The organism is Amphritea japonica ATCC BAA-1530 (assembly GCF_016592435.1).
Classification (GTDB): Bacteria; Pseudomonadota; Gammaproteobacteria; order Pseudomonadales; family Balneatricaceae; genus Amphritea; species Amphritea japonica.
Genome location: NZ_AP014545.1, coordinates 2,930,304 through 2,951,849 on the forward strand (window position 1 = coordinate 2,930,304; position 21,546 = coordinate 2,951,849).

The following is a 21,546-nucleotide window of genomic DNA, read 5'->3' on the forward strand; positions in this document are numbered from 1 at the left end:
AAGTTAAACTAGCGCTTTCAAGAATATTACATCACTCCCGGACCAATATGACAGCGTACCAATTACACCACCTCAACTTTCTGAAAATCGCCTATAACAACTTCATTAAGCAGGAACCTTTCACTCTGGAAGAGATTACTGCAGAAGAGGAACAGTTTATTCTCGATTTTCAACAGCTAATCCATGACTTTGAACAAGGTGTAGAGCATGTCTATGTAGACGGAGAGGAGTTTCTTGATAAAACTTTCCGCATGTATCCACAACTGGCCCACCTGGTAGCACGGGACCTTCTGTGGTATTTCGGTGGTAACTGTCTGCATAACATGGCTGATATAGAGCTAGAAAAATTCCAGCAACTGGATGAATTACGCTTTGCCGCAGAAGAAAAAGGGGAAGAGTTTGATTACATCAACGCCCGCGCGAGCGTTTTCGGACAAAACTAAGTATAAAGAGGCCTGGCAGCCTCTTTATACCTCAGCCTGAAGCTGTCCGGTTGATACAAGGAAATCCATAAGCTGATCGGCCGACAGCGGCTTACTGTAATAATATCCCTGGATAATCTGACAGCCATTGTCCCTCATAAAGCTAAGCTGATCGGGTGTTTCTACACCCTCAGCTACTACCACTAAGCCCAGGGACTGGCACATAGCCAGAGTCGCCTTGATAATAGACTCATCATCCCGGTCAATACCGATATCTTTGACAAAGCTGCGGTCTATCTTCAAACGATCAATCGGCAATTTCTTCAAGTAACTCAGTGACGAATAACCCGTACCAAAATCGTCCATTGCCAGGGTAATTCCCCGTTCCCGCAGATAGGTTAATTTACCCACAGTCACTTCCGGCTGACGAATAACAAAATTCTCAGTCACTTCTAATTCAAGATGATCCGCACTGAGACCCGACGCTTCCAGCGCTTCTTCAACACTACTAATAAGCCGCTCATGAGCGATCTGCTGGCCTGCCAGGTTAACCGCTACTTTCATATCCGGTACACCCTGTCTGATCCAGGCCTGCATCTGCTGACATGCTTCTTTCAGCACCCACTCACCCAGCGGGATGATGAGATCCAATTCTTCAGCCAAAGGAATAAAGCGATCCGGAGAAAGCAACCCAGCGGTTGGATGCTGCCAGCGTACCAGCGCTTCAACACCCACAATTTTCTCAGTTACCGCATCGATCTGAGGCTGATAATGAAGTACCAGCTCATTATTCTGAATCCCTTTTCGCAGATCAGCCCCCAGAGAAAAACGCTCAAACCGCTGATGATCTTTTTCAACATCGTAGATGTAATAACAATTTTTACCCGCATCCTTAGCCTGGAACATGGCCACATCCGCATGTTTAATCAGCGAGGAACCATCATCAGCATGATCGGGGAACAAGCTAACCCCCACACTGACAGTCACCACAATCTCATACTCACCAATCCAGAAAGGCTGCTGAAATACCTGCAGTATTTTGCTGGCAACGACTTCAGCGCCTTCCAGATCACGAACACTGGTGAGTAACACTGAAAATTCGTCTCCACCCTGCCGCGCCAGCAAGTCATTTTCACGGATACAATCATTGATCCGTTTTGCCGCGACCATCAGCAGTTGATCTCCAACCTGATGACCCAGAGAATCATTTACCTCTTTAAAGCGATCCAGATCGATAAAGAGTACCGCTACGCTACTGCTCAGAGAGCGGCTCTTCTCGATGGCATCATTCAGACAATCCATAAAGAACAATCGATTTGGCCGTTCGGTAAGCGGGTCGTGGTTCGCTAACCAGTGAAGACGGCGCTCTGCCCGCTTACGTTCACTGATATCCATACCGATACTGAGCATTAATGACTCATCTCCCCGGCTATGTCGCAAACGCGCATGCAACCAGGAGATATCATGTCGATGTCCCAGACAATCTAATAACACACTATCGGTACGAACTTCGGGCTCAAGCCCATCCATTAGCCGCCCGGTCTGAGCAAGAAAGTCCTGTCGTTCATCTTCTCGCTGCAAGGTATTTATAAAGTTTGTCTTGCGTAACGAACCGCCATCCAGATCCATTAGCTGTAAACCAAAGTGGTTCACACTGCGTAGATCACCCTTTCGATTCTGAGTAATAATAACCAGTGGCGCAGTGTCTAACAGGCCAGATAGAAAATCCCGCTCTTTGGTCAGCGCCTGTCGACTTTTTTCGAGGCTATCGGTTCTTTCAGCAACCTCATCTTCTAAACTTTCCAGTTGCTCGCTCAGGCGCATAGCGCTTTGCACCAACAGGTCCCGCTCATCCTGTCCGAGAAGCTTCTCTCGGTTATGGAAGCCAGACACCACTTGTCGAAACTCACTAAACTCACCGCGACTCAGCTGCGACAACTCCTTCGATAGTAAAGAAAAGAATCGTATTGGTTTCTCCAACAAGAGAGAAAGGAGCACTAAGGCAGTCAAGATGCCACCAGCCCCCATCAACAGATAACTCATCAGACTCTGTCGAATGTTCAAGAGGTGTCCGGATATATCATCCAACACAACCCAGTAGGCAGCCCCCTCGTTGACTCCTTTCAGTGGGGAGTAAAGAATCTCATAGTGTCGATCATTGTAAGCCAGCACATAGCTCCCCCCGGCAGGGTCAAATGACTGCTCTCGACTCAGCTGCTCAAGCAATTCATGATTCTGCGAGCGATTAGTGAGTGAGTTTATCAACAACCCCCAACTACCCAACTCCCCCGCTCCTTCAGGGGCTTTCAAGGCAAGGCCTATATCCAGCGTAGTCTGTTGCTTTATATCGTAAATGACATCGTATAAAAAACGCCCGACCATCAGCACGCCCTGCTTCGAACCGTTCAACTGAATTGGAATCGCAACATAACGAATGCAGATGGAGGTGCAGACAAGCTTGCGCAATGGCCGCTCAGTATCATAGACCTGCTGTATCTCTTCTTCTTTGACGTGTACCTTCTCACCCCAGAAACCAACCATGCGGGCATGGCTATCGTAAAGATACGCAGCATTAACAGAACCGGTCAGCTGATAGGCATCAAATTTAAGGCTGATTCCCTGACTCAGGCGGGCCAACGGCGTGATAGAGTCCTGATCCTGGCTGATATCAATAAGCGGTAACAGCTCTGCCGCTTCGAGTAGACGCTGATAAGAAGCCTCAACCGAGCCATTCAGCCGGGCTACTTCTGCAGCATTAATCTGCTTTCGTTGCAGCTTGAACTGATCATTCAACTGGGACAACGAAAAGAAAGCGTACATCCCCTGTACTCCAACCAGCACAACAACCAGCAGGATGAAGATCTTCCACCTGAGACTTAAAAAACTTCTGTGAGTGCCATCCATATTGCGTTATCTCACGACCACTAGTTTAAAAACGATAGGTTGCCTGTAAGGCAAAAATATTCCAGTACTTATGCAGCTTAGAAGGGTCGGGATTATCCTGTTCAGCAGCCCATCCAGTACCCTCAACACTGTGCAGTTCTGCCCGAAAAGACCAATCTGGATTAGGCTGCCAGCCAACCCCCAGCGTAATATCCTTCGCATAGAAATTATGAGCGGGCTTAAACGGGAAGAGTTGATGATTAAGGCTCCCCTGAGGATCATCCTTATCAAGTAACAACTCATCATACCGCAGTAACAGATCCCAATTATAATTCAGACGATATTCAAGCTGAACATAGTAAGACTGCATGGTGAGTTCTGGCAGCGGAGTGAACACCCCTCCCAATTCAGTCCAGTCAATATCATGAAGCATATACTCACCGGTCAGGCTCCAGCTTTCTGCGTTGTATTGCGCAGACAATACTGAGACCCCAAGTTTCAAGGTTCCTTCATCAAACACACATAGATTAAAAGGGCACCCCGGGTTTACCCCAGGCTTAAAATCAAGCATATATTTTGCGTTGGTAAAGCCTATTCGAAAACGGCCCCCATCAGCATTGTAAATAGCCCGCCCCATAAAACCATTAGAACCATCAAACTCACCCGCCGCATCCATCCCCAGATACGCGTACTCGACATTGGTGTCGGTTTGCGGGCTACCATAGAGCAGATCTAAATCAAGCCAGCCACCTGGGACCTCCAGATAGCTATAAAGAATGGCGCCATCAATGGAGAGCTCCAGATCCCGGGCCTGATCAAAATACAGTGATTGTGGCAGCATAATACTCGACCGGGTAAAAGCCACGTCACGGGATTCATTATAAAAACCAAACGGAATTTTAAGCCGACCAACCCGAACACCGAACGCATTATCTACAGCATCACTAAAACGGTAATCCAAAAGCGCATAATCCAGTTTAGGCTCACCATTATCGACCTCTCCTGCCTGGCGGGACATCACCTGGACGGCTGCCCGTAGCTTTGGCGTTAGCCGGTATGCAGCATTTAAACCTATTTCATGGAAATCAAAGCTACCGTTATCACTGCTTTCGCCATACACATTATTCTGATCAGTATAAAAAAAGCCCTGAGTCAGAAAACCATTAACCGATAATTTATTTTCAGCACCATAAAGCGCCGCTGGCGCCAGCAAAACACTGGCGCTTGAAATGAGCAGAGCTGAGAGGTAATTAAAATTCATCGATAACCCTCACCTGTTCCAGATTCAGTTTAAAAGAGTCACTCACATAGCCGATAGCGCCATCAGTCTGACTGACCATTCGATACATTTCTTCCATGGTATCCACCTGTTCAGGTTCAGAGCCAGTGCCAGTAAATACCTGGCGGTCCCAATTATTTCTTAGCTGATAGGGAAAAATTTGCAGACGTTCTTTGACAAATAGATCATGCAAAGGGTGTCGGTCAGGCAGCACAAATACCCGAATTGGCCGTCCATCTGGCCATCGGGTTACTCGCATAGAGAATACAGCAAGAAGAACATTTCTATTGAGGGTCTGCTCTTTCACATCTTGCGAAACAATCACTGAATCGGCCACAACCTTCCCAAAAGGGAAACTCAGCACGATAAAGAGCAGTGATATCCTTATCAGTGAAACCATATAAATGATTACTCATCAAACATTTAGGCATAAGTATATACGAAGCCTAAAGCACAAAACATGATCTGCAGAAAAAAGCTGTTCAATATGGGGAGCAACTATAGAGAGGGGTGACTATAAGATGAAGAAACAAAGAGAGAATGAAGAGAAAGAGTGGCGTCCCATAGGGGGTTCGAACCCCTGTTACCGCCGTGAAAGGGCGGTGTCCTAGGCCACTAGACGAATGGGACGCAATAAAACATTCAGACATAAAGTCTGGAGCGGAATATCGGGCTCGAACCGACGACCTGAACCTTGGCAAGGTTCCGCTCTACCAACTGAGCTAATTCCGCTTCACAAAAGGTGGCGTCCCATAGGGGGTTCGAACCCCTGTTACCGCCGTGAAAGGGCGGTGTCCTAGGCCACTAGACGAATGGGACACAGTCACATTTGTAACTTTCCTCGTCAGAGGAGGCGCGTATATTAATGACTAACCCAACCTTCGTCAAGAGAAAAACAACAAAAAATTCATCGTAATGAAACAACTGAAGCACACAAAAAAAGCACGGCGAAAATCACTAAAAATAAATAATCGAAAGAATTTTCAGAGTGATGATAGAAGTGGGTAAAAATGAGAGATAAACACAAGAGTTTGGAGCGGAATATCGGGCTCGAACCGACGACCTGAACCTTGGCAAGGTTCCGCTCTACCAACTGAGCTAATTCCGCGTCAAAAAAGATGGCGTCCCATAGGGGGTTCGAACCCCTGTTACCGCCGTGAAAGGGCGGTGTCCTAGGCCACTAGACGAATGGGACGCTGAGTGACTCTGTTTCCAGAAGACGGGGCGTATCTTATTGATATGCCCTGTTTTGGTCAACCCCTTTAGGGTATTTTTGTGGCATTTTTTTCATCCCGATTATTTTCAGCTATCCACTAAGAAGTAACGGGCTGTTTTTCCAGATGCTCATTAACAGCAACCGCGTCTGCATCCAGTTTACCTGCTGCCTGAGCATCCACCAGCGCTTGCTCGGCATGCTCGGCCCGACGATCCAGACTGAAATAAGTGATACCCGCTCCAGCCCACATAGAAGCCAGGGCAATCCAGGCGGTGATAGAAAACGCCGAACCACCAGTCAGGCCCGCGCCAACAGCACAGCCGCCTGCCAGCATTCCACCCACCCCCATGAACACTGCGCCAACAATGTACCGCACCATACTGCGGCCATCCTTAAAGCCCTGCAGCTTAAAAGTACCAGACAAAATAGCAGCTAAGAATGATCCCAGAAAAACACCCGGCACCAATCCCACATCAAAATCCATCGGCGCACCACCCGGTGTCAGAAAATACATCAGAGTATCCGCAGAAGGGCCCGTAAAGGTCATACTTTCAACCTGCGTAGGTTCAAATGACTGATAAGACATATGATAAGTGAACCACCACCCACCGACGACCATGCTTCCCACACCAATCGCACCAATCCACCCCCAGGCCTTCAGCTTGCTTCGCACCCCGATCAGTATCGCGACTACCGCACATACAAGACCAATATAGAACCCGGCATACTCGCCCAAACCTAAATAGGACAGCGCTTCCAGACCACCATCATCATGCAGTAACCAACTACCCGCTACCTCGTCCCTGGCTGGGGCAAAAATACCCCGCAATGTTGCCTGAGCAGCCGTTGCAAACAGAAGCCCTGAAAACAGCGCCCGCAGATTACCGGTCGCCGCTAACACTAACAGACGCGCACCACACCCCCGGGCCAGCACCATACCTGAACCAAACAAGACGCCACCAATAACAGCACCCGAGAGACTACCGTAAGAGGCCAGCATGCGAGAATCAGAGATATCCAACTCACCCATCGACAGTAAAATCTGCGTCCCCAGCACCGCTGCCGAAAACGTTAAAAGCCAGATAGCGACTTTCGGCCCAAACTTCCCCTGATAAAACTCCAGAACAGCTGCTCTAAGACAGAACTGACTTCGCTGAGCAAAAATACCAAACATAAAACCCAACACCAGACCACCGAACGCCATGGTTTCCGACTCGCCCAGATAATCAATAAGCCACTCAAAATTCATACCTACACCAACCGCAGGCCACGCTATCGCGGCCCTCACTGTCTAATTAATAACCAGCGCTCATTATATAGATATAAGCTTATTACTGCTTGATATATATCAGCCAGGATTATCAACAAATAGTCCTAGTCCAATTCATTTGATATGAAAGAGTTGCTGCTTATAACGGTATTGCCGTACTGAATTTATCCCGGCGCAGAGAGATCAGCGTACGAAACTTACTCAGATTAGCATCCGTTGACAGATACTTGCGGGTAAAGGCCTCATAACTTTCCATATCCTCAACCATCAGCATCAAGAGGAAATCAACCTCCCCTGTCACCTGATAACATTGAGTAACTTCGGGCGCTCCATCCATTTTCCGTTTAAAAGCATCATAGATATCCAGCTGATCCCTGACCATCTCCACTTCAACAATGATATTAATATTACGACCCACCATACGCGGATTAATCAGCGCCACTTCCCCCATAATCACCCCCTCCTCTCTCAGGCGGCGCACCCGGCGCAAACAAGCCGGCGGAGACAAGCCAACCCGTTCAGCCAGAGTCTGGTTACTGATTCGGCTATCCAGTTGCAGGATATTGAGAATACTTCGATCGAGTCTATCCAGCTCAAATGACATAAAACCATCACTTTATTAAATTAATGAAAACTATTATCTCAAAATATTAAATATTATTTCGTTTTATGGAGATCATTGAAATCTTAAGACATGAAGTTCATTTAGACTAGTCCCTGTTATCACAGCATTAGCGGAACATCATCATGCACCAACAAGCCAACCATTTTTTCTCTAGCACCCTCCCCAACCTTGCCCGGGAGATCTATGATGTCTGCATGCTGCTTTTCAAACTGATGATTCCGGTATTAATTGCAGTCAAAATATTAGAGGAACTGGGTGCAATCCCCTATATCAGTCTGGCTCTGGAGCCGGTAATGCAGCTGGTTGGCCTCCCCGATTCTATGGGCCTGGTATGGACAACCACCCTGCTGACCAACATTTATGGCGGCATGCTCATCTTCTTCCAGCTGGCTCCCCAGGAAAACCTGACCGTCGCACAAGTAACCGTACTTAGCAGCATGCTGCTACTCGCTCACAGCCTGCCAATTGAGCTGCGTATCGTTCAAAAAGCAGGTGTCAGGATTCTTGTCGCTTTACTGATCCGCATTCTATCCGCCCTGGTGCTGGGCGTAATGCTACATTGGAGCTATCAGTATGGCGGCTGGTTGCAACAGCCCGTTGAGCTGATCTGGCAAACACCCCCAATAGATGACAGCTTAATCAGCTGGGGAATCAGTCAGCTAAAAAGCTTTGCCATGATCATTCTGATCATTACAGCATTAATGAGCCTGCTGCGTTTTCTACGCTGGATACATATCGAACGACTGATGATCTGGCTACTACAGCCTCTGTTAAAATTACTCGGAATCAGCACCCAGGCAACTTCACTGACGATTATAGGCGTCACATTAGGACTATCTTTCGGGGGCGGACTATTGATTCGGGAAGCCCAGGGAGGACATATCAGCCCCAAAGACTGCTTTTCAGCGCTTTGCCTGCTTAGCCTGTGCCACAGCGTCATTGAAGACACCCTTCTGGTAATGACTCTCGGAGCTGATCTGTCTGGTATTCTATGGGCACGGCTCGCCTTTAGCTTTCTGTTCGTTGCCATTATGACCCGCTGGCTTAACCATACCTCCGATGCCTTCCAGCAACGTTGGCTACATAACTCTATTAGCACCGATAATAAGGAAAGCCTGAATGCGAACTGAGGCTCAGGAACAGCACCGTGGGATTATCTTTGCACTCGTCGCCTATGGCATGTGGGGGCTGGTGCCGATCTACTTTAAGAGCGTTGCCTCTGTCAGCCCATTCGAAGTAGTCGCTCATCGAATTATCTGGTCGGTTCTATTCCTGGCTCTGTTCGTTGCCGCGTCAGGAAAATGGCAAGAGTTCATTCACTATCTACGCCAGAAAAAACTATTAGTCGGCCTGATTGCTTCAGCCACCGTTATCTCGCTGAACTGGCTAGTTTTTATCTGGGCAGTCGGACAAGACCGCATCCTTGAAGCGTCACTGGGTTATTTTATCAACCCCCTTATCAGCTTACTGCTCGGCATGGTGTTTCTCGGTGAGCGACTGCGCAAAACACAATGGATAGCCATATCGATGGCTGCAGCAGGAGTGGTATATCAACTCGTCCTGCTCGGCAGTCTTCCCTGGGTTGCGCTGGTACTGGCGTGCAGTTTTGGTATCTATGGTCTATTACGCAAAAGAATTGATATAGACCCCTTCTCCGGGCTGTTGATTGAAACCCTGCTGCTGAGCCCATTCGCTCTGGCCTACCTGTTCTGGCTGAAACAGCATGATCAATTAGCCTTCCTGTCAGCGAGTACCGAAACCTCCTGGTTGCTCATCGCTGCAGGCATTGTTACCAGCCTGCCCCTCATTTTCTTTGCTGCTGGCGCTCGACGCCTCACGCTGACGCTCAATGGGTTACTCCAGTACATAGCGCCAAGTATCGCCTTCTTTCTCGCCGTCGCTGTCTATCATGAACCCCTGGATAGTGATCGTCTGGTCACCTTCTGCCTGATATGGGCAGGGCTAATTATGTTCACAGCGGAAGGCGTTTGGCAGGGGCGTCGAACAGCTTTAGTAAAAGTTAATCATTAGTGCACACTCACTACAGAATTAAAAAGCGCAAAAGACACTCACAAAACAACACTTTCTTACCCTGATCACCACATAGAAATCACTACACTCTTAACATCAGTTAAGCTAATTGCACAAAGTTATGTATGTGGCCAGATATTGGCTAAAAATAGTAAAAATTCAGACACAAAAAAGCCCGCTGAATAGCAGGCTTTTTAAAATAGTTGGTCGGGACAGCGGGATTCGAACCCACGACCCCTACTCCCCCAGAGTAGTGCGCTACCAGGCTGCGCTATGTCCCGACGATGAGAAACTAAACATTCAAACAGTTCAGCCCTCAAACAGAGGTCGCTATATTACGCCAACACTCAGCGTCTGAAAAGAACTTTTTGATAAGAAACTTACTGGAAGTATTGGAGGTTTACTTCACGGATTTCAGTAGCTTACGAATATCTTCAAGCTCTGTAATCGTTTGTCTCAAAAGCTGCTTATAACGAGCGGTATCATCAACCGCCTGATCACCATTCAACCACTGACGAGCACCGCTAATGGTATACCCCTGATCATGTAGCAAGCCCTGTATCTGACGAATGATCAATACATCCTGACGCTGATAATAGCGTCGCCCACTACGTTTAACCGGATTAATCTGCTCAAACTCCTGCTCCCAATACCGCAGTACGTGGGGCTTTAGCTCACACAAACGCGCCACTTCACCGATGGTGAAATAGCGCTTTGTGGGTATACTGGGCAGATCATCCGAGACTAGATCAGTCTCCTTCATAAGCCTCTACACGTTCTTTCAACTTCTGCCCCGGACGAAAAGTCACAACACGGCGGGCAGAGATAGGCACCTCTTCACCGGTTTTGGGATTCCGTCCCGGGCGTTCACGTTTGTCACGCAGATCAAAGTTACCAAAGCCCGAGAGTTTTACCTGCTCGTTTTCGGCAAGGCTCATACGGATCTCATCAAAGAAGGCCTCAACCATCTCTTTAGCTTCCCGCTTATTAAGCCCCAGATCTTCATACAGGCGCTCAGCCATTTCTGCTTTAGTCAAAGAGCCCATCAGAAACACCCCTGTTGATTATTCTCTTAATGTAGCACCGTACTCATTTTTCAGCGCAGACACAACAAAATCAATGACTTCGTTGATCTCTTCATCATTAAGAGTGCGCGAAGGATGCTGCCAGGTCAAGCCCAGAGCGATGCTTTTTTGACCAGGTTCAACACCTTTACCCTGATAAACATCGAACAATGTCGCTGCTTTAAGGAACTCACCGCCTTTCTGTAACGCCAGATTACGGATGTCGGCAAAGGCCACTTTCTCATCAACCAGCAGGGCCAGGTCACGACGACTCTCAGGGAACTTAGACAAGTTATTAAAGCGTGGCAGCTCACCGTCCAGCAAGACCGCCTGAACAATCTCAAACAGGAAGACAGGCCCCGTCAGCCCCAGAGACTTAATCAGCTCAGGGTGCAATGCGCCCATATAACCCACGACGGTACCGTTGCGCAGAATGGCTGCAGACTGCCCCGGATGCAAAGCGACATGCCGTTCAGCAGCAAAACTAAATTGCTCAGCACAGCCACCCAACTCAAGCAGAGATTCAACATCACTTTTAAGATCATAGAAATCCACGACAGCGGTGTCAGCACTCCAGCCTTCAGACTGACGCGGACCACAGATCAGACCCGCAACAACATTCTCCTGAATCAGCTCGTCACCTTCTGGCAGAAAACGCTGACCGGTCTCAAACAACCGCACACGGGGCTGCTGACGATTCTGGTTATATTGCAACGCTTTAACCAAGCCTGGCCAGATAGAGGTTCTCATCACCGCCATCTCAGCAGAGATCGGGTTAGCCAGCGCCTTAGCCTCATGCTTATCATCAAACTGAGCCGCCAGGCCCTTTTCAATGAAACTGTAGGTAACCGCTTCCTGATAACCCCGACCCACCAGCTGACTACGGACACTCTTAAGCGTCACTTTAGACTCATCATGAGCGATCATATTGAGCTCAGCGGTCGGCACTTTAACCGGCAGGTTGTTGTAACCATACACACGTGCCAGCTCTTCGATCAGATCAACTTCAATACTGATATCGAAACGGTAAGAAGGTACCTGAATAGTCCACTCACCTTCACCGCTCTGCTCTACCAGCATACCCAATCGGGTCAGGATCTCTTCGATCTCTTCAGCAGGCATCTCAAACGCCAATACCTGATTCACCTTGCTTTGGCGCAAAGTAACAGTTGATGCTGTTGGCAGACTCTCTTGCGCTACCGCTTCAACCACAGGACCAGCTTCACCGCCGACAATATCCAGTAACAGTTGAGTCGCACGCTCAGTTGCTCGGCTCTGTAGCTGCCAGTCAACACCCCGCTCGTAACGGTGGGAAGCATCAGTATGCAAGCCATAAGAACGCGCACGGCCTGCAATGGTAATCGGATTAAAGTAAGCACACTCCAGGAAAATATCCGTAGAGTCGGCTGTAACACCGGTCGCTTCGCCACCAAAGATACCCGCCATTGCGATCGCCTTATCATTATCCGCGATCACTAACGTATTATCATTCAGTTCTGTTTCGTTGCCATCTAACAGGGTCAGTTTCTCTCCCTGCGTTGCTTTACGTACAACAATGCCGCCACTCAGTTTGCTCAGATCAAACGCATGCATCGGCTGACCCAGCTCTAACAGTACATAGTTGGTTACATCAACAACAGGGTCGATAGAGCGAATCCCGCAACGCTGCAGCTTCTGTACCATCCACTGCGGTGTTGCCGCCGCCATATTCACATTACGGATCACACGTCCCTGATAGCGCGGACAGCCTTCTGAATCTTCCAACGTAATAGGGAAAGTATCATCAATGGTTGGCGCCACAGGCTCAACATTCACATAAGTCACAAGCGCTTTGTTCAACACACCCACTTCACGCGCCAGACCGGCTATCGACAGACAATCACCGCGGTTAGGCGTCAGGTCAACATCGATGACAAAATCATCCAGCTCTAAAAACTCACGCAGATCAGTGCCCACCGGTGCATCAGTGGCCAACTCCATGATACCGCCATGGTCATCGGAGATACCCAGCTCATCATCCGCACAAAGCATGCCGAACGATTCAATTTGTCGCAGCTTAGCTTTCTTAATTTTGAAGTCACTGCCGTCAGGCGAACTTAATACGGCACCCACCTTGGCAAAAGCCGTTTTAAGCCCTGCTCGGGCATTGGGCGCACCGCAGACAACCTGAAACTGCTCAGCACCGTCAGAGACCTGACACACCTGCAGCTTGTCAGCATTTGGATGCGGCTCCGCTGAAAGGATTTCACCTACCACTACACCGCTAAATTCACCTGCCACCGGAAGGACTTCATCAACTTCCAGGCCTGCCATCGTGATCTGGTCGGCAATACCTTGTGTATCAGTCGCCGGATTTACCAGTTCACGTAACCACTTTTCACTGAATTTCATAATTCTGATTCCGAAAATTCTTATCTATTCATCGACGTCTTCTGCATTTCAACCGTAAGCTCAGCAGACCAGCACCTAATTAAAGCGCTTAGTTAAACTGGCCTAGGAAACGCAAATCGTTTTCAAAGAACAGGCGCAGGTCATTAACGCCATAACGAAGCATTGCCAAACGCTCTACCCCCATACCAAAGGCAAAGCCGGTAAACTCTTCTGGATCGATACCGGAATACTCAAATACTTTCGGATGCACAATACCGCAGCCCAGCACTTCCATCCACTTACCATCACCACGGTCGATATCCACTTCGATAGATGGCTCAGTAAAAGGGAAGTAAGAAGGACGGAAACGCACTTTGACATCTTCCTCAAAGAACTCACGCAGGAACTGCTCCAGCGTCCCTTTCAGGTCCGCAAAGCTGATGTCTTTATCAACAATCAGACCCTCAACCTGGTGGAACATCGGTGAATGCGTCTGATCATAGTCACAACGATATACCCGACCCGGGCAGATGATTCTGATCGGCGGCTCGGAGCTTTCCATGGTGCGCACCTGAACACCCGAGGTATGAGTTCGCAGCAAGGTATTCGCATTAAAATAGAACGTATCGTGCATCGCCCGTGCAGGGTGATGAGACGGAATATTCAATGCTTCAAAGTTATGATAATCATCTTCGATCTCAGGGCCTTCAGCCACGCTGTAACCAATACGCGCGAAGAACTCCTCGATCCGCTGTAACGTCTTCGTTACCGGATGCAAACCACCCAGAGACTGACCACGACCTGGCAGAGTCACATCTATCGTCTCTTCAGCAAGCTTTGCTTCCAGAGCCGCTGACTCCAGATTCGCTTTAAGCGTATTGAGCACGTCTTGCAAAGCCTGCTTCGCTTCGTTGATCTTTGCTCCCGCCTGAGGCCGCTCTTCAGGGCTCAGTGCGCCCAGACCCTTCAACAGCTGGGTAAGATGACCTTTCTTACCCAGATACTGAACCCGCACCTGATCAAGATCTTGTGCGCTTGTAGCCTGTTCTGCCGCCTGCTTGCCTTCCGCCAACAGGATTTGAATGTTTTCCATTTACCGCTCCAAATAAAAATAGGGGAAGAGTTTGCACCCTTCCCCTATCACAACGATCAATACTTACCAGAAGGTAAGGGTGTCTTACAGTGCAGCTTTAGCTTTTTCAACGATAGCAGCAAAAACTTGCGCTTCGTGAACAGCCAGATCAGCCAGCACCTTACGATCGATTTCGATAGATGCTTTCTTCAGACCAGCAATAAAGCGGCTGTAGGACAAACCATTGATACGGGCAGCAGCATTGATACGAGCAATCCACAGCGCGCGGAACTGACGCTTACGCTGACGACGGTCGCGGTATGCATATTGACCCGCTTTAATAACTGCCTGTTTAGCTACGCGAAATACACGGCTACGAGCGCCGTAATAACCTTTAGCTTTTTTCAGGATCTTCTTGTGACGACGGTGTGCGATAACACCACGTTTTACACGTGCCATAATTCTTTCTTCCTAACTTAGATTCTATAAATATTTCGACTTAGATATAAGGCAGCATGCGCTTAATAAGAGCTTTGTCTGCAGCTGCAATTTGCATCATTGGACGTAGCTGACGCTTACGCTTAGTCGACTTCTTAGTCAGGATGTGGCTTGTGTGAGACTGTTTATGCTTAAAGCCATTCGCAGTCTTTTTAAAACGTTTTGCAGCACCGCTGCAAGATTTCATTTTAGACATTACTAAATCCCCACGCATTCGTTAGTTATCTTTCACCCGAACAAACAACAAAACCCGTATCTGTCTCATAAAGAGTCAGCACGGGTTTTACGCTTATGTCGGACTACTTTTTCTTTTTAGGAGCTATGACCATGATCAATTGGCGGCCTTCCATTTTTGGACGCTGCTCAACGACACCCAACTCTTCCAGATCCTTTTCGATCCGGTTTAATAGCTGCATGCCTAACTCCTGGTGTGCCATTTCACGACCGCGGTAACGTAGTGTTACCTTAGCCTTATCGCCACCTTCAAGGAAACGTATCAGGTTGCGTAGTTTTACCTGATAATCCCCTACTTCCGTATTAGGACGGAATTTTACTTCCTTAACCTGCATCTGCGTTTGCTTCTTCTTAGCAGCATTCGCTTCTTTCTTCTTTTCGTACAGATATTTACCGTAATCCATCACTTTACAAACGATAGGATCTGAATCAGAAATCTGTACCAGGTCAAGGCCAACTTCTTGTGCCGCCTCTAGGGCGTCTTTAATAGGTACTACACCTATTTGTGTTCCATCTGGACCAATCAACCGACACTCGCGGGCGCTGATATTCTCATTAATCGGCGGCTTATTCCGCTCGTTACGCCCTCTTCTGTTATCGCGCTTGATAGTGGTATCTCCAATCTGTTTATTGTACTTTGCGGCCTTTCTGAGCTACATCCTGCTTCAGGTGCTCGCAAAACTCTTCAATCGACAATGTGCCGAGATCTTCACCGGTACGGGTACGTACTGCAACGGACCCGGATTCAACCTCCTTATCACCAATTACTAGCAGATAAGGGACCTTGTGAATTGTATGCTCGCGGATTTTAAAGCCGATCTTCTCATTTCTCAAGTCCGCACGGGCAAAGAATCCCATATCAGTCAATTTTTCTTCAACTTCACGGCAATAATCGGCCTGTTTATCCGTAATATTCAAAATTGCCACCTGTTGAGGTGCTAACCATGTCGGTAACGCACCAGCAAAGTTTTCAATCAGAATACCGATAAATCGCTCAAATGAACCCAGAATTGCACGGTGTAACATAACCGGTGTCTCACGATCACCCGATTCGTTAACAAATTGCGCACCCAGACGGCCCGGCATAGAGAAGTCGACCTGAATAGTACCGCACTGCCATACACGACCCAGGCAATCTTTCAGCGAGAACTCAACTTTAGGTCCGTAGAATGCACCTTCGCCCGGCAACTCATCCCAATCTAAATTAGCAGCATCCAGCGCATCGCCCAGTGCCTTCTCAGCTTTATCCCAAACCTCGTCAGAACCAACACGCTTTTCAGGACGGGTAGACAATTTATAGATAATCTCAGAGAAACCAAAGTCAGAATACACTTCATGCAGGAAGTCGATAAATTTAGCGACTTCACTCTGAATCGCATCTTCGGCACAGAAGATATGCGCATCATCCTGAACAAAACCACGCACCCGCATAATACCGTGCAAGGCACCTGATGGCTCATTACGGTGGCAACAACCAAACTCTGCCAGACGCAACGGCAGATCCCGGTATGAACGCAGCCCCTGATTGAATACCTGTACATGACAAGGACAGTTCATCGGCTTAATTGCAAAGTCACGGTTCTCTGAGTGAGTGGTATACATCTCTTCAGAAAACTTATCCCAATGGCCTGACTTTTCCCACAGAGAACGTTCAACAACCTGCGGCGTCTTAATTTCATCATAGTTATGCTGACGCTGTTTGATACGCATGTACTGTTCGATCGTTTGATACAGTTTCCAGCCATCCGGATGCCAGAACACCATACCCGGCGCTTCTTCCTGTAGATGGAACAGGTTTAGCTGTTTACCCAGCTTACGATGATCGCGCTTTTCAGCTTCTTCCAAGCGATGCAGGTGCTCTTTAAGGTCTTTCTTATCGCCCCAGGCGGTACCGTAGATCCGCTGTAACATCTCATTATCAGAGTCACCACGCCAGTAGGCGCCCGCCAGTTTCATCAGTTTGAATACTTTAATATGACCGGTTGATGGCGCGTGAGGGCCACGGCAGAGGTCAATAAAGTCGCCCTGCGAGTAGAAGGACAGATCCTGATCTGCCGGAATCGCTTCCAGCAGCTCAACTTTATATTTTTCTCCTTTCTCACTGAACAACTTCACCGCTTCATCGCGAGTCATCAAAGAGCGAGAGATAGGATGATTGGCTTTAACCAACTTTTTCATTTCCGCTTCAATCTTCAGCAGATCTTCCGGCGTAAACGGACGCTCGTAAGCAAAGTCGTAATAGAAGCCATCTTCAATGACAGGACCGATAGTAACCTGAGCCGTCGGGAACAGCTGCTGTACTGCCATCGCCATCAGGTGAGCACAAGAGTGACGAATCACCTCCAGCCCTGCTTCATCGCGTGGGGTAATGATAGCCAGATCAGCGTCTTCAGTAATGGTGTGGGAGGTATCCACCAGTTCACCATTTACTTTTCCAGCCAGGGCAACCTTAGCCAGACCAGCGCCAATATCAGCGGCAACATCAAATACAGTAACAGCGTTAGCAAACTCGCGTTTGCTGCCATCGGGAAGGGTAATTACGGGCATCATTTTTTCCTATCTGTTTAACGCTGACCAGTACCAGAGGCCAGCGTATTAAATTCTGTCACTGCTACAAACCAGGTAGCAGTATTAAGGCGGCGTATTCTACAGAAAGCCCTGCTATAAAGCTATTTGATTAGAGAGTCTGGCGCGATAAACAGCGGTGATTTATTCATCCAGGTGTTGGCGGGTATAAAGGATATGCTCAGTCGCGGCAACCCTTGCTGCATCAGCCTCACGAGCCATAATAGCCTGATGAATGGCACCATGTTGAGCACGAATACCATCAGGATATCGACCGTGTTTTTTAAGGGTACGGGTTAACACGCCATAGATTGCGTTAAAAAACCGGGTATAGAACAGCTGACTAAAACAGATTATCAGTAGATGGTGAGATGATTCAGCGATCATCATATGAAAACGCAGATCTTCTTTAGCCTTCTCCAGCGTGGTTTCACCCTGCCCGCGTTTTTGCATTTGCTGGTATTCTGCATCCAGCGCCTGTAGTTGTATATCTGTGGCACGGGAAGCCGCATAAAAGGCAGCCTCTCCCTCCAGCATCGCCCGTACATCCATAACCTGTCGCTGGAACTCAGCGTTATCCCCCAGCGCCTTCATTCCTTCGACCGGCATATTGAAATAGGGCTCCAGAAGGTTGTTCACCCGGGTTTTGCCTCCCTGGCGCACCTCAACATAACCTTCTGCTTCCAGCTGCCCCACGGCTTCTCGCACGGTAGAACGGGATACCCCCCACGATTCCGACATACGTCGCTGAGACTCCAATTCCGTCCCAGGCAATAGCTCACCTGAAAATAAACTCTCTTTCAATTGTTGTAACAGCGTATCGCTCAGATTTTGATTCATGCAATGAGAACCCTGCTCTTTTGGTCAGACCAGTTAAGAGTGTAGCATTTCCTTCCCGGCCGTCATTAACTATCTTTACTCATAGCAACAGAGCAGCCTAAGAGCCTCTGTATCGAGCCAACAACTATAAAAAATGGTAACCCAAATGCCAAATACACCTTCGGGCCCCCGCGTCGGGCTGTTTGTAACCTGCCTGGCAGATATGTTTCGCCCTTCTGTTGCTTTTGCCACCGTCAAGCTGCTCGAGCAAGCAGGCTGCACCGTTGAAGTACCTGAACGTCAAACCTGCTGCGGCCAGCCAGCCTTTAATTCCGGTGATCGCAAAACCACTGCAGATATCGCCCGACAGACCATCGATGCCTTCGACGGCTATGAATATGTTGTCGGCCCGTCGGGTTCCTGTATCGGCATGTTGCACTATTACCCTGAGGTATTTGAACCTTCTGACAGCTACTACCAACGCGCTCTCGATCTGAAAAGCCGCAGCTTTGAAGTCACCTCTTTTCTGTTCGATGTCATTGGTGCAGACGCCCTGCAGGAACAACTGAAGCTGTTGCAGTTTAACCATAAGGTTACCTACCACGACTCCTGCTCCGGGCTACGTCAGCTAGGGATTAAACAGCAACCACGAGAACTGCTACAGCAGGTTCAGGGTGTTGAACTTGAGGAGATGGAAGAAGCGGAAACCTGCTGCGGATTTGGTGGTACCTTCTGCGTTAAATATCCAGAAATCTCTAACCGGATGGTCTCTAATAAAACCGATAACATCAGCAATACCGGTGCCCATACTCTGTTGGGCGGTGATTTAGGTTGTCTGTTGAATATGGCAGGCAAGCTCAAACGCGAAGGAAAAGCAGTTGAAGCACGTCATGTCGTCGAAATCCTCGCCGGGATGGCCGACATTCCCGCCATCGGTGAAGCCGATTACGATCTCGCACAACAACTTTAAGGAGCGAAACCATGCAGATTAATACTCCGTTCTTTAAACAACGCGCCCATGATGCACTGGCCGATGAAAATCTACAAAAAGCGCTCGGCAACCTAAAAGCCGGCTTTCCTGAAAAACGCGCTATCGCTGTTGATCGAATGCCTGAATTTGAACAGCTGCGAAATCAGGGACGCGATCTCAAGAACCATATTCTTGAGCACCTGGACCTCTATCTGGAACAGTTTGAAAGTAAAGTCATTGAAAATGGGGGACAGGTTCATTGGGCCCGCACCGCCGAAGACGCCAACAAGATTATTCTCGACCTCTGTAAGCAGGTCGACGCAAAAACCGTGACTAAAGGTAAATCGATGGTCACAGAGGAGATCGGCCTGAACGATTACCTCGAAGCAAACGGTGTTCAACCGGTTGAGACCGATCTGGGTGAATATATCCTTCAGCTCAGAGAAGATCACCCGAGTCATATCATTGCCCCGGCAATACACCTGAATCTGGAAGATGTGTCGGAAGCCTTTCACGAACACCATAAACGGCCTAAATCAGATGACCCTGCGGTTCTGATGCAGGAAGCTCGTGAGGTACTGAGAGATAAATTTGTCGCGGCGGACGTGGGTATCACTGGGGCAAATTTCTGTGTTGCCGAAACCGGATCAACAATCATCGTTACCAACGAAGGCAATGGGGATCTGACTCAGACACTTCCCAAAACCCATATCGTCGTCACTTCGATCGAGAAAGTAGTGCCGACACTGGAAGATATGACACTGTTCCTGCGCCTGCTGGCACGTTCTGCAACCGGACAGGAATTTACGGTTTACAACACTCTATCCACGGGCCCCCGCCGTGAAGGCGATCAGGATGGCCCGGAAAACTTCCATGTCGTGCTGGTTGACAATGGCCGTAGCGAAATGGTCGGCAGCGAATTTCAGGATATGTTGCGTTGTATCCGTTGCTCTGCCTGTATGAACCACTGTCCTGTTTATGGTGCTGTCGGCGGACACAGCTACGGCTGGGTCTATCCCGGCCCAATGGGTTCGGTATTGACACCGCAGATGATCGGTATCGAAAAAGGCGGCATGCTGCCAAACGCTTCCACCTTTTGCGGCAAATGCGAATCAGTGTGCCCGGTTAAAATCCCTCTACCGAAGCTGATGCGACATTGGCGTGAAGATGAATTCCAAAAGCACCTGCAACCTAAAGCAGCCCGCTATGGCCTGGCGGGATGGGCATTTATGGCCAAACGTCCTGTCCTGTATAAACCTTACACCCGCATGGCTAGCTGGTTTATGAAACGCCTGGCTGGTAAGAAAGGCAGAATCAAGAAACTACCACTCGCGGGGGGCTGGACCGACTGGCGGGATATGCCTGCACCACAGGGGACAACCTTTATGACAGCCTGGAAAGAGCAACAAAAAAACGGAGAACAGTCATGAGCGGAACAAATACAACCATGAGCCGCGCAGAAATTCTGGGAAACATCCGTACCGGGCTGAACCGCAATCAGGATGATAGCCAGCGCCAGCAAGCCGTGACAAATCGACTCGCCGCCAAAGCAGATAATCTGATTCCCAGCAGAGCACAACTACCCTTTGCTGAACAGGTAGCACTGTTCAAGGCGATGACCGATGAAGCACTGGCCGAATTGATTGAGCTTGATAGCCTCGATCAGGTGCCGCAGGCATGTGCCGACTGGTTATCCAGTCAAGGTATCAGGCAGCTCATCAGCGCCAGTAATTCTGAACTGACGACAATGGATTGGAGCCCATTAGAACAGCAACAGATCACCCGTACGGAACGCGTTGCTCAGGCCGGTGATATTGCCAGTCTGACATCAAGCTTTGCCGGAATAGCCGAGACCGGGACGATCATGCTTCACTCCGGATCCCAAAGCCCTACAACTCTGAATTTTCTACCGGATAACCACCTGATAATACTACATCGCTCAACGATTGTAGGGGTCTATGAAGAAGCATGGAAGAAAACCAGAGAAAAATACGGTAATAGCATGCCGCGTACCGTCAATATGATTACTGGCCCCTCCCGCAGTGCCGACATAGAACAGAAACTACAGATGGGCGCGCACGGGCCCAAAAACCTGGTCATATTACTAATTAACGACTAATTAGCAGCAAAGCCATTTCGAAACAGCCCTAATCCTTAAAAAAGATAGGGCTATTTGCCTTTTCTATCGTTATAGTGACCCTTGTTCTGGTCAGACAGAATTAATACAG

20 protein-coding genes and 6 tRNA genes are annotated in these 21,546 nt (G+C 48.6%); 6 read left to right on the forward strand and 20 right to left on the reverse strand.

What is annotated here, in order from left to right; all coding sequences use genetic code 11:
• Nucleotides 1-47: 47 nt before the first annotated feature.
• Nucleotides 48-443, forward strand: a complete 396-nt coding sequence (locus AMJAP_RS13480) for a PA2817 family protein (protein WP_019620010.1) — start codon at nt 48-50, stop codon at nt 441-443.
• Between the two features lie 24 nt (nt 444-467).
• Here the strand turns inward: AMJAP_RS13480 and AMJAP_RS13485 are convergent, their stop codons facing one another.
• The 10 genes from AMJAP_RS13485 to AMJAP_RS13530 form a co-directional block, all read right to left on the reverse strand.
• The gene (locus AMJAP_RS13485; protein ID WP_019620009.1) at nt 468-3,326 is read right to left on the reverse strand and encodes a bifunctional diguanylate cyclase/phosphodiesterase; all 2,859 of its coding nucleotides are present in this window, start codon (nt 3,324-3,326) and stop codon (nt 468-470) included.
• Between the two features lie 25 nt (nt 3,327-3,351).
• A complete protein-coding gene (locus AMJAP_RS13490) occupies nt 3,352-4,566 on the reverse strand; it encodes a porin (RefSeq protein WP_019620008.1) in 1,215 nt (404 codons plus the stop codon).
• Nucleotides 4,556-4,921: a substrate-binding domain-containing protein gene (locus AMJAP_RS13495; protein ID WP_201356383.1), complete on the reverse strand. Its 366-nt coding sequence runs from the start codon at nt 4,919-4,921 to the stop codon at nt 4,556-4,558. Before AMJAP_RS13495 ends, AMJAP_RS13490 begins: the two co-directional genes overlap by 11 nt.
• A 217-nt stretch (nt 4,922-5,138) precedes the next feature.
• Nucleotides 5,139-5,214 (reverse strand) — tRNA-Glu (locus AMJAP_RS13500).
• Nucleotides 5,215-5,240: 26 nt separating this feature from the next.
• Nucleotides 5,241-5,316: transfer RNA gene (locus tag AMJAP_RS13505), tRNA-Gly, on the reverse strand.
• A gap of 11 nt (nt 5,317-5,327) precedes the next feature.
• Nucleotides 5,328-5,403: transfer RNA gene (locus AMJAP_RS13510), tRNA-Glu, on the reverse strand.
• A gap of 213 nt (nt 5,404-5,616) precedes the next feature.
• Nucleotides 5,617-5,692 (reverse strand) — tRNA-Gly (locus AMJAP_RS13515).
• 11 nt (nt 5,693-5,703) lie between these two features.
• Nucleotides 5,704-5,779: transfer RNA gene (locus AMJAP_RS13520), tRNA-Glu, on the reverse strand.
• Nucleotides 5,780-5,897: 118 nt separating this feature from the next.
• Nucleotides 5,898-7,049 (reverse strand): YeeE/YedE family protein, encoded by a 1,152-nt coding sequence (locus AMJAP_RS13525; protein WP_019620006.1) that lies wholly within the window; start codon nt 7,047-7,049, stop codon nt 5,898-5,900.
• Between the two features lie 160 nt (nt 7,050-7,209).
• On the reverse strand, nt 7,210-7,674 hold the full coding sequence (locus AMJAP_RS13530) for an Lrp/AsnC family transcriptional regulator (RefSeq protein WP_019620005.1): 465 nt from the start codon (nt 7,672-7,674) through the stop codon (nt 7,210-7,212).
• 143 nt (nt 7,675-7,817) lie between these two features.
• On the opposite strand from AMJAP_RS13530, the gene AMJAP_RS13535 reads away from it, so the two are divergent.
• Nucleotides 7,818-8,825 carry a hypothetical protein gene (locus AMJAP_RS13535; protein ID WP_019620004.1) on the forward strand — a complete coding sequence of 336 codons (1,008 nt, stop codon included), beginning with the start codon at nt 7,818-7,820 and terminating at the stop codon, nt 8,823-8,825.
• On the forward strand, nt 8,815-9,726 hold the full coding sequence (gene rarD, locus AMJAP_RS13540; protein ID WP_019620003.1) for an EamA family transporter RarD: 912 nt from the start codon (nt 8,815-8,817) through the stop codon (nt 9,724-9,726). The genes AMJAP_RS13535 and rarD overlap by 11 nt, the downstream gene beginning before the upstream one ends.
• A 204-nt stretch (nt 9,727-9,930) precedes the next feature.
• Here rarD and AMJAP_RS13545 read toward each other — a convergent pair.
• The 10 genes from AMJAP_RS13545 to AMJAP_RS13590 all read right to left on the reverse strand — a co-directional run bounded on the left by AMJAP_RS13545 (nt 9,931) and on the right by AMJAP_RS13590 (nt 18,369).
• Nucleotides 9,931-10,007: transfer RNA gene (locus AMJAP_RS13545), tRNA-Pro, on the reverse strand.
• 119 nt (nt 10,008-10,126) lie between these two features.
• Entirely contained in the window at nt 10,127-10,489 is a 363-nt protein-coding gene (locus AMJAP_RS13550) for a MerR family transcriptional regulator (protein WP_019620002.1), read from the reverse strand.
• A complete protein-coding gene (ihfA, locus tag AMJAP_RS13555; RefSeq protein ID WP_019620001.1) occupies nt 10,476-10,772 on the reverse strand; it encodes an integration host factor subunit alpha in 297 nt (98 codons plus the stop codon). Before ihfA ends, AMJAP_RS13550 begins: the two co-directional genes overlap by 14 nt.
• 18 nt (nt 10,773-10,790) lie before the next feature.
• Nucleotides 10,791-13,181: a phenylalanine--tRNA ligase subunit beta gene (gene pheT / locus AMJAP_RS13560; protein WP_019620000.1), complete on the reverse strand. Its 2,391-nt coding sequence runs from the start codon at nt 13,179-13,181 to the stop codon at nt 10,791-10,793.
• Nucleotides 13,182-13,269: 88 nt separating this feature from the next.
• Nucleotides 13,270-14,253, reverse strand: a complete 984-nt coding sequence (pheS, locus tag AMJAP_RS13565; protein ID WP_019619999.1) for a phenylalanine--tRNA ligase subunit alpha — start codon at nt 14,251-14,253, stop codon at nt 13,270-13,272.
• Nucleotides 14,254-14,337: 84 nt separating this feature from the next.
• Entirely contained in the window at nt 14,338-14,691 is a 354-nt protein-coding gene (gene rplT / locus AMJAP_RS13570; protein WP_019619998.1) for a 50S ribosomal protein L20, read from the reverse strand.
• Nucleotides 14,692-14,731: 40 nt separating this feature from the next.
• Entirely contained in the window at nt 14,732-14,926 is a 195-nt protein-coding gene (gene rpmI / locus AMJAP_RS13575; RefSeq protein ID WP_026339926.1) for a 50S ribosomal protein L35, read from the reverse strand.
• 103 nt (nt 14,927-15,029) lie between these two features.
• Complete coding sequence (gene infC, locus AMJAP_RS13580) at nt 15,030-15,587, reverse strand: translation initiation factor IF-3 (protein ID WP_446680456.1); 558 nt, start codon at nt 15,585-15,587, stop codon at nt 15,030-15,032.
• A 4-nt stretch (nt 15,588-15,591) separates the two neighbouring features.
• A complete protein-coding gene (thrS, locus tag AMJAP_RS13585; RefSeq protein WP_019619995.1) occupies nt 15,592-17,511 on the reverse strand; it encodes a threonine--tRNA ligase in 1,920 nt (639 codons plus the stop codon).
• A 162-nt stretch (nt 17,512-17,673) separates the two neighbouring features.
• Nucleotides 17,674-18,369 carry a FadR/GntR family transcriptional regulator gene (locus AMJAP_RS13590; protein ID WP_019619994.1) on the reverse strand — a complete coding sequence of 232 codons (696 nt, stop codon included), beginning with the start codon at nt 18,367-18,369 and terminating at the stop codon, nt 17,674-17,676.
• Nucleotides 18,370-18,514: 145 nt separating this feature from the next.
• Here AMJAP_RS13590 and AMJAP_RS13595 point away from each other — a divergent pair, with 145 nt between their 5' ends.
• The 3 genes from AMJAP_RS13595 to AMJAP_RS13605 are packed head-to-tail and all read left to right on the forward strand — an operon-like array spanning nt 18,515 to nt 21,437.
• Nucleotides 18,515-19,318: a (Fe-S)-binding protein gene (locus tag AMJAP_RS13595; protein ID WP_019619993.1), complete on the forward strand. Its 804-nt coding sequence runs from the start codon at nt 18,515-18,517 to the stop codon at nt 19,316-19,318.
• 11 nt (nt 19,319-19,329) lie between these two features.
• Entirely contained in the window at nt 19,330-20,748 is a 1,419-nt protein-coding gene (locus AMJAP_RS13600; RefSeq protein WP_019619992.1) for a LutB/LldF family L-lactate oxidation iron-sulfur protein, read from the forward strand.
• Nucleotides 20,745-21,437, forward strand: coding sequence for a LutC/YkgG family protein (locus AMJAP_RS13605; protein ID WP_019619991.1), 693 nt, complete (start codon nt 20,745-20,747; stop codon nt 21,435-21,437). The genes AMJAP_RS13600 and AMJAP_RS13605 overlap by 4 nt, the downstream gene beginning before the upstream one ends.
• The last annotated feature ends 109 nt before the right edge of the window (nt 21,438-21,546 follow it).

Bases quoted from the DNA above. Each gene is read 5' to 3' on its own strand.
- pheT (WP_019620000.1), bottom strand. From the start codon at position 13,181: ATGAAATTCAGTGAAAAGTGGTTACGTGAACTGGTAAATCCGGCGACT.
- pheS (WP_019619999.1), bottom strand. From the start codon at position 14,253: ATGGAAAACATTCAAATCCTGTTGGCGGAAGGCAAGCAGGCGGCAGAA.
- AMJAP_RS13485 (WP_019620009.1), bottom strand. From the start codon at position 3,326: ATGGATGGCACTCACAGAAGTTTTTTAAGTCTCAGGTGGAAGATCTTC.
- AMJAP_RS13595 (WP_019619993.1), top strand. From the start codon at position 18,515: ATGCCAAATACACCTTCGGGCCCCCGCGTCGGGCTGTTTGTAACCTGC.
- thrS (WP_019619995.1), bottom strand. From the start codon at position 17,511: ATGCCCGTAATTACCCTTCCCGATGGCAGCAAACGCGAGTTTGCTAAC.
- AMJAP_RS13480 (WP_019620010.1), top strand. From the start codon at position 48: ATGACAGCGTACCAATTACACCACCTCAACTTTCTGAAAATCGCCTAT.
- AMJAP_RS13490 (WP_019620008.1), bottom strand. From the start codon at position 4,566: ATGAATTTTAATTACCTCTCAGCTCTGCTCATTTCAAGCGCCAGTGTT.
- ihfA (WP_019620001.1), bottom strand. From the start codon at position 10,772: ATGGGCTCTTTGACTAAAGCAGAAATGGCTGAGCGCCTGTATGAAGAT.
- AMJAP_RS13605 (WP_019619991.1), top strand. From the start codon at position 20,745: ATGAGCGGAACAAATACAACCATGAGCCGCGCAGAAATTCTGGGAAAC.
- AMJAP_RS13530 (WP_019620005.1), bottom strand. From the start codon at position 7,674: ATGTCATTTGAGCTGGATAGACTCGATCGAAGTATTCTCAATATCCTG.
- AMJAP_RS13590 (WP_019619994.1), bottom strand. From the start codon at position 18,369: ATGAATCAAAATCTGAGCGATACGCTGTTACAACAATTGAAAGAGAGT.
- AMJAP_RS13525 (WP_019620006.1), bottom strand. From the start codon at position 7,049: ATGAATTTTGAGTGGCTTATTGATTATCTGGGCGAGTCGGAAACCATG.
- AMJAP_RS13535 (WP_019620004.1), top strand. From the start codon at position 7,818: ATGCACCAACAAGCCAACCATTTTTTCTCTAGCACCCTCCCCAACCTT.
- AMJAP_RS13550 (WP_019620002.1), bottom strand. From the start codon at position 10,489: ATGAAGGAGACTGATCTAGTCTCGGATGATCTGCCCAGTATACCCACA.
- rarD (WP_019620003.1), top strand. From the start codon at position 8,815: ATGCGAACTGAGGCTCAGGAACAGCACCGTGGGATTATCTTTGCACTC.
- AMJAP_RS13600 (WP_019619992.1), top strand. From the start codon at position 19,330: ATGCAGATTAATACTCCGTTCTTTAAACAACGCGCCCATGATGCACTG.
- rplT (WP_019619998.1), bottom strand. From the start codon at position 14,691: ATGGCACGTGTAAAACGTGGTGTTATCGCACACCGTCGTCACAAGAAG.
- rpmI (WP_026339926.1), bottom strand. From the start codon at position 14,926: ATGTCTAAAATGAAATCTTGCAGCGGTGCTGCAAAACGTTTTAAAAAG.